Below are 7,178 nucleotides of genomic sequence, written 5' to 3'. Positions count from 1 at the left end.
TAATAATATAATAATATAGGTTTATTTACTTCTTCTCTTGTTTGTAAAGATAATTCATTAAATATTTCATTTTCTTTTTTATTAGAATAAAAGTCCTGAACAAATTTGTTTTGCATGAATATTTCTTTAGCTATAGCTCTTGCTTCTTTTACTAAATTATCTTCTTTTTTAGTTACTATATAATCTATAAACTGCATTTTATCAAGCATCTGCATAGTTTTGGTATAATTTGAATCAGCATAATATTTTTTAGCTTCATTTAAGTAGTAAGTATTGCTTTGAGAAACATTGTTTATCATTTCATCAGTTGCTAAGCTTAAAGCCCCTTTTACATAAAATGGATTTTTACTTTCAAGCAGACTTTTCATTATATACTTATCTCTTATTTCAGTATCTCCCAATTCTTCAGCAGCCCACATATACCATGATAATACAAAGTCATGTCTATATTTTGGATATATTTTGTCTAATTCACTAATTGCATAATATGTTTCTGTTTTATTTTTTAATTTTAATGCCTTTCTTAAATAACTCTTTAATGAAAGCTCTGTATATCTATTGTTATGGAAATTTTTTAGAGAGTTTGTCAAATATTTTTTAGCTTCTGGTAAATTATTATTATTTAAACTTATATTAATAAAGCTATTATAAATCCTTGGCACATAACTATCCTTTGGATAATTTCTCAAAAAAGTATTATATAACTCTCTCGCTTTAGTATAATTCTTTAGCCTTTCATAATTATTAGCATTCCAATAAATTGCTAATTTTCTATATTCTTTATTGTTGGTATTGGCAAGATATTCATTAAACAATGTAGAAGCATTTTCTCTATTTCCTGCTAATTGATTAATTCTTGCTTTATAATATATTGAATTGTTTTTATAAGCATCAAGTTCTATGAGATTGTCAAAATATTTTAAAGCGGCAGTTCTATATCCTGCATCATATAATTCTACAGCTGCTTTATATTTTATATTATTATTAAAATTATATATCTCTTCTTCAAAATTATTATTTAAATATATTAAAGCTTCTCTGTTTACGTATTTTTTAGTTAACTCTAATGCTATTAATTTTGCTTTATTAGTATCTTCAGTTTCTCTCATTGCTTTTAAGCCAACGAACTCTTTTATCCATTTTTGTTTATTGCTATTAAAAAAATTGCTTATAGGATAATCATCTTTATAGAACTCTGCTAATGCTTTGTATTGTTCAGCGAAAGGGTATAATGATGACCTTGGGTATTCTTCCATAAGTTTAGAATATAAATCTATTGCCTCATCATACATATTAGTACTTAAAGCACTTTTGGCTCCATAATATATAATATAATCTCTTATTAATAAGTCATTACTACTATTTATTAGATTTGTAAATTGTGTATATGCTTTTTTATATTGCTTTTCGTTATATAATTTTAATGCACTGCCATAATTTATTTTATTTTTTGATACAATATCTGGTATTTCTGCTTTTCCTTGAGCTCCTAATCCAGAAGTCATTATTATAATAATTAATTCAAAAAGTATAACAAAAATAATAATATTCTTTTTCATAAACACCTACTAATATATCATATTACTATAATATTTTATTATTTTTTCTTTCTTTTTGCAAATATATTTAAAATTATTTATAGTTTAATTATTTTATATTTTTTGTTTTTTTTTATAAAAAAAAATGTATGCATCACATAAAAATGAAACAATGAATATTTATTATTTACTTTTTTTTATTTTAATATTATAATATTTTTTAACAAGAAAATGAAATATCTTGATAAAGCAGAGGAAATGAAAATTGAAAATAAGAGAATTATCTAGAATAAGTGGTATATCGCCAGCAACTATTTCTAGAATGTTAAAAGACCCAAATTCTGTAAAAGTATCTACAAGAAACAAAATAAATGATGTTTTAAAAAATGAAGGAGTACATAAATATTTTTCTATAAACTCTGTGAAGAGAGTTATGCTAATAATTCCAGATTTAAGTAATACTTTTTATATTGATATGTTTAATGGTATAATATCAGTTGTACAAAAATTTGATATACCATTTGAAATATATTTAACAAATGAATCTATTGAAGAAGAAATAAAAATATTCTCTAGGATAGAAAATGATAGAGATATAGGTGTAGTATGGGTACCTGCTTCTGCTAAAAGAGACAAATTACCATATAATAGAAATACTAATATTGTTTCATTGGTTGATAGAGATTTAGAATTTGAAGAAATATATATAAAAAATTTATCTAATAATTTTAGTGCTGCTAAAAAAGCAACTGATTTATTAATAGAGGGCGGGGCTAAAAATCCTATTATTATAACAGGTAGTCTTAATTTAAGTAATGCTCAAGAGAGAAAAGATGGATTTTTAGATAGTATTAAAAGCCATAATTTGGATAATGGTGTAGAGAGAGTATATTATGGTGATTTTAATAGTAGTGATAGTGGATATAATATAATAAAAAAACTTGTAAAAGAAAATATAAAATTTGATTCAATATTAGCAGCTAATCAAATATTGGCTATAGGTATATTAAAAGCTTTAAAAGAATTAAAATTATCAATACCCAAAGATGTTTCAATAATATCATTTGATAAAGTGGTTAATTTGTATTCGGAATATCAAAATATATCAGAGTTAATATTTCCAGGATTCGACATAGGGGTTAATGCTACTAAGGTTTTATTAGAGCAACAAAATATTAGTATGTCTAAACAAATATATCATTTCTCTGCTCAATTTAATTTGAGAGGTAGTGAGAAAAAATAGGAGGAATTCATGAAGTATGTTATAGGCGTAGATGTAGGCTCAGGAAGTTCCAGAGCTGGAATATTTTCTTTAGATGGAAATAGCCTTGGGTTTGAAAGTACTTCTATAAAATTAAGAAAAATAGATGAAAATTTTATTGAACAGTCTTCGTCTGATATATGGAATAGTGTGTGTAATTCAGTAAAGGAAGTAGTAAAAAAATCAAAGGTAAATACAGATGATATTATAGCTATAGGATTTGATGCTACTTGTTCTTTGGTGGCATTAGATAAAGATGATAATCCTGTAAGTGTGAATAAAGATGCTATAGATGATTGGAATATTATAATGTGGATGGATCATAGGGCTATAAAAGAGGCTGAAGAAATTAATTCACAAAATTTCGATGTTTTAAAGTATGTGGGTGGTAAAATAAGTGTTGAAATGGAAATACCTAAAATTTTATGGTTAAAAAGAAATTTGCCTGAAAATTATAAAAGAGTTAATCAATTTTTTGATTTAGCTGATTTTCTTCAATATAAAGCATGTGGAAGTAATGTAAGAAGTTCTTGTACAGTTGCATGTAAATGGACATATTTAGCACATGAAAATAAATGGGATGAAAACTTCTTTAAAAGCTTAGATTTATATGACTTAATAGAAGAAAATAAAATAGGAAATATCATAAAAGAGCCAGGTATATTTGCAGGAAATTTAACAGAAAAAAGTAGTAATGAATTAGGTTTATCACAAAATGTAAAAGTTGCTGTAGGTATGATAGATGCTCATGCTGGTGGACTTGGCTCATTAATAGGTAAAGCCGAAAATACTCTTGTAATTGTGGCAGGAACATCCGCTTGTCATATGATGAATAGTAAAGAGCCTATATTTGTTAAAGGTGTATGGGGACCATATTATAATGCTATGGTATCTAATATGTGGTTAAATGAAGGCGGTCAAAGTGCTTATGGAAGCTTAATTGATTATAACATAAAAAAACACCCATATTATAATACATTTGTAAAAGAAGGAAAAACTCAAAAAGACATATATAAAATATTAAATGAAGAAGTAAATAAATTAAAAGAAATAAATAAATTTTCTATAAAAGATATGCATATATTAGATTTCCATTATGGAAACAGATCTCCTATAGCTGACCCAAGAGAGAGAGGAATGGAAATAGGATTAGATATGTCAGAAGATATAGTATCAATGGCTAAATTATATTGGGCAACAATAGATAGTATATGCTTTGGTACAAAAAATATCATTGAAACTTCAAAAGAAAATGGATATGTTATAGACACTATAATAGTATGCGGTGGTGCTGCTAAAAATCCATTGTTTATGAGAGAGCTTGCCGATATATGTCAATGTACTATTTATACAGCAGGTCATGAAGAATCTGTAGTATTTGGAAGTGCAATTTTAGCTTCTATAGCTTCAGGTGAGTATAATAATTATGAAGAGGCATTAGCAAAAATGTCTAAAAAAGGTGAATGTATAGAGGCTGATAAAACTATGAAAGAGTATTTTGATAAAAAATATCAAGTATATTTAGAACTTTATAAAGATAAATTAAAATATGAAAAGTTAATGAGTGATTTCTAATTTTTATTAAAATTAATAAGGCTGCCTGTAAAAATAACAGACAGCCTTTTTTATTTAATAATAATTAATTAACAATTATATTAATAAGCCTTTTTATATAAAGCTAATATATCATCTAATGTTACATCTCTAGGGTTTCCACCAGTACATACATCAGCTAAAGCATCTTTTGCTAATCTTGGTAAATCTTCCTCTTTAATTTTTAATTCTCTTAAATTAGCAGGAATATTAACATCTTTAGAAAGCTTTCTAACAGCCTCAACAGCTTTTTTAGCAGCTTCTTCTTTGCTTAATCCATCAACTTTTTCTCCCATTGCTATAGCTATATCTATATATTTATCTATACAAACAGGCATATTAAATTCCATAACAGTAGGTAGAAGTACAGCATTAGCAACACCATGAGGAATATCAAATATAGCTCCAAGTGGGTGAGCCATAGAGTGAACAATACCAAGTCCAACATTACTGAAACCCATACCAGCAACATATTGAGCAATACTCATTCCATCCATATCAGTCATATTTTTATCTTTAACAGCACCTCTTAAATGTTTAGATATAAGCTGCATAGCTTTATATTCAAACATATCAGAAATAGTATGAGCACCTTTAGTAATATAACCTTCAATAGCATGAGTTAAAGCGTCCATACCAGTAGCAGCAACAAGACTATTAGGCATAGAAGCCATAAGTTCAGCATCTACTAAAGCAACTATAGGTATATCTTTAGGGTCTACACAAACCATTTTTCTATTTTCTTCTTCATTAATGATTACATAGTTAATTGTAACTTCAGCAGCAGTACCGCAAGTAGTAGGAAGTGCCATAATAGGAACACTTTTATTTTTAGTAGCAGCAACTCCCTCAAGTGATTTAACATCAGCAAAATCAGGATTATTTTTAGTAATACCTATAGCTTTAGCAACGTCCATTACAGAACCACCACCCACAGCAATTAAAAAATCAGCACCAGATTCATTAAATTTTGCTAAACCATCTTTACAGTTTTTTATAGTAGGGTTTTGTTTAATATCTAAAAATACATCATAAGCAATATTAGCACCATCTAAAACATCTTTAACTTTTTTAAGAACCCCACAAGAATCTAAAACTTTATCGCTTACTAAAAGAGCCTTTTTGAAACCTCTTGCTTTAACCTCTGTAGCAAGCTCGCTTCTTATACCTATACCAAAATAACTTGTTTCATTTAAAATGTATCTAGCCATTAAAATACTCCTTTTTTTAAAATTATTTCTATATTATAAAATTATTTCTTTTTAGATTTAGAAGATTTAGCTGTTGTTTTTTTAGTTTTATGTTTTACATTAAGACCATAATTTTTAAACTTCTCTAAAACAATTTCCATTTCAGCATCAGATAAAATAGAATAGTCGCCTATTCCTCTCACTCCCATATATAATCTAGCTAAGTTCTCAACTTCCATCATAACATGATATGCTTTTTGTAATGTTTCATCAGCAGCTAAAAGTCCATGATTTTTTAATATACAAGCCTTATATCCTTTCATAGTCTTAGAAATATTGTCGCATAATTCTTGAGTACCATATGTAGCATATTTAACACAAGGAATTTTATTTCCTCCAGCAACGCCTACCATATAATGAATAGCTGGAATATAGTCAATATTTAAAATAGAAACCATAGATGAATAAATAGCATGATTATGTATTACAGCATTAAAAGTAGGGTTGTCTTTAAGAATAGATAAATGGAATCTCCATTCGCTTGAAGGTATTTTATCTTTTTCTGGTTTTCCTTCTCCATCTACAAAAACAATATCATCAGGTGTCATAATCTCATAAGGCATTCCTGAAGGTGTAATAAGCATACCATCTTTAAATCTTATGCTTATGTTTCCAGCAGTACCCTGATTAACTCCATCTTTCCTCATATTTAAACAAGCCTCTATTATGCTTTTAGCTAAATCTTTTCTATTTGCAGTAGCCATTTTTTCTCCTTAAAAAATATTTTTTATTTAAAACATTATATTTGTTTTATATCAAAACTATTAATAACCAATTTTCTCATCTCTTCAACATCTTTTAAAACCCCTAAAGCTTTAAATTGTGCTAATATATTACCAGTTGCAGTGCATTCTATAGGACCTACGGAAACAGTTAAATTAGTCTTTTCTTTTGTGAGCTCGCATATTAATTTATCTTTTGTTCCGCCGCCTACAATGCATAGTTTATTAATATCTTTATTTAAAAGTTTTTTAAGACTATTGATATATTTAGCATAACTTTCAGCTAGAGAATTATATACAGAAGCTATTATAACACCTCTTTTGTCTTTTCCTATATTAGACTGATTAGTATCTTTATAATAGTTTAATATCTCATCTTCTATATCTTTAGGATTATAGAATCTATTATCATTAATATCTATTCTATGTTCATCTTTAATATTATCTCTTGCTAATTTCTCTATATCGTTGAATGAGATTTGATATTTCTTTTGAAGAAGCTGTATAGTCCAAAGTCCGTTTATGTTTTCTAAAAATCTTATAGTGTTATTATATCCCATTTCATTAGTAAAACCATTCTCAAATGCTTCATCGCTTAATATTGCTTCTTTTAATTCAACTCCAAGCAAAGACCAAGAACCAGAAGATAAGTAAGCAGTATTATCATCTAAAATAGGTGCTGATAACACAGCAGAAGCAGTATCATGAGAGGCAACAGCAATAATATCAAATGGTTTGCATCCTAAATAATCTGCTATCTCTTGTTTTAATAAACCTTTTTTACTTCCTGCTTCTTGTAATGATGGAAGTTTAT

General features: G+C 27.1%; 6 protein-coding genes. 2 read left to right on the top strand and 4 right to left on the bottom strand.

What is annotated here, in order from left to right; genetic code table 11:
* Positions 1-1,559: tetratricopeptide repeat protein (locus E6A48_RS07310; RefSeq protein ID WP_219709370.1), on the bottom strand; the 1,559-nt coding region annotated here is incomplete at its 3' end.
* Positions 1,560-1,803: 244 nt separating this feature from the next.
* On the opposite strand from E6A48_RS07310, the gene E6A48_RS07305 reads away from it, so the two are divergent.
* Together E6A48_RS07305 and E6A48_RS07300 are read left to right on the top strand one after the other, a co-directional pair.
* Entirely contained in the window at positions 1,804-2,781 is a 978-nt protein-coding gene (locus E6A48_RS07305; RefSeq protein ID WP_219709369.1) for a LacI family DNA-binding transcriptional regulator, read from the top strand.
* Between the two features lie 9 nt (positions 2,782-2,790).
* Positions 2,791-4,374: an FGGY-family carbohydrate kinase gene (locus E6A48_RS07300; protein WP_219709368.1), complete on the top strand. Its 1,584-nt coding sequence runs from the start codon at positions 2,791-2,793 to the stop codon at positions 4,372-4,374.
* An 80-nt stretch (positions 4,375-4,454) separates the two neighbouring features.
* Here the strand turns inward: E6A48_RS07300 and fucO are convergent, their stop codons facing one another.
* From fucO to E6A48_RS07285, 3 genes are all read right to left on the bottom strand, one after another.
* Positions 4,455-5,603, bottom strand: a complete 1,149-nt coding sequence (gene fucO, locus E6A48_RS07295) for a lactaldehyde reductase (protein WP_219709367.1) — start codon at positions 5,601-5,603, stop codon at positions 4,455-4,457.
* A gap of 41 nt (positions 5,604-5,644) precedes the next feature.
* Positions 5,645-6,346, bottom strand: coding sequence for an L-fuculose-phosphate aldolase (locus E6A48_RS07290; protein ID WP_219709366.1), 702 nt, complete (start codon positions 6,344-6,346; stop codon positions 5,645-5,647).
* Positions 6,347-6,381: 35 nt separating this feature from the next.
* A partial coding sequence (locus E6A48_RS07285; RefSeq protein ID WP_258018569.1) for an FGGY-family carbohydrate kinase occupies positions 6,382-7,178 on the bottom strand: 797 nt, incomplete at its 5' end.

The organism is Brachyspira pilosicoli (assembly GCF_019402445.1).
GTDB lineage: Bacteria > Spirochaetota > Brachyspiria > Brachyspirales > Brachyspiraceae > Brachyspira > Brachyspira pilosicoli_B.
The sequence above is the reverse complement of the archived record's forward strand: the minus strand, read 5'-3'. Positions and strand labels throughout refer to the sequence as shown.

Coding starts and splice junctions, on each gene's coding strand:
- E6A48_RS07300 (WP_219709368.1), top strand. CDS start 2,791: ATGAAGTATGTTATAGGCGTAGATGTAGGCTCAGGAAGTTCCAGAGCT.
- fucO (WP_219709367.1), bottom strand. CDS start 5,603: ATGGCTAGATACATTTTAAATGAAACAAGTTATTTTGGTATAGGTATA.
- E6A48_RS07290 (WP_219709366.1), bottom strand. CDS start 6,346: ATGGCTACTGCAAATAGAAAAGATTTAGCTAAAAGCATAATAGAGGCT.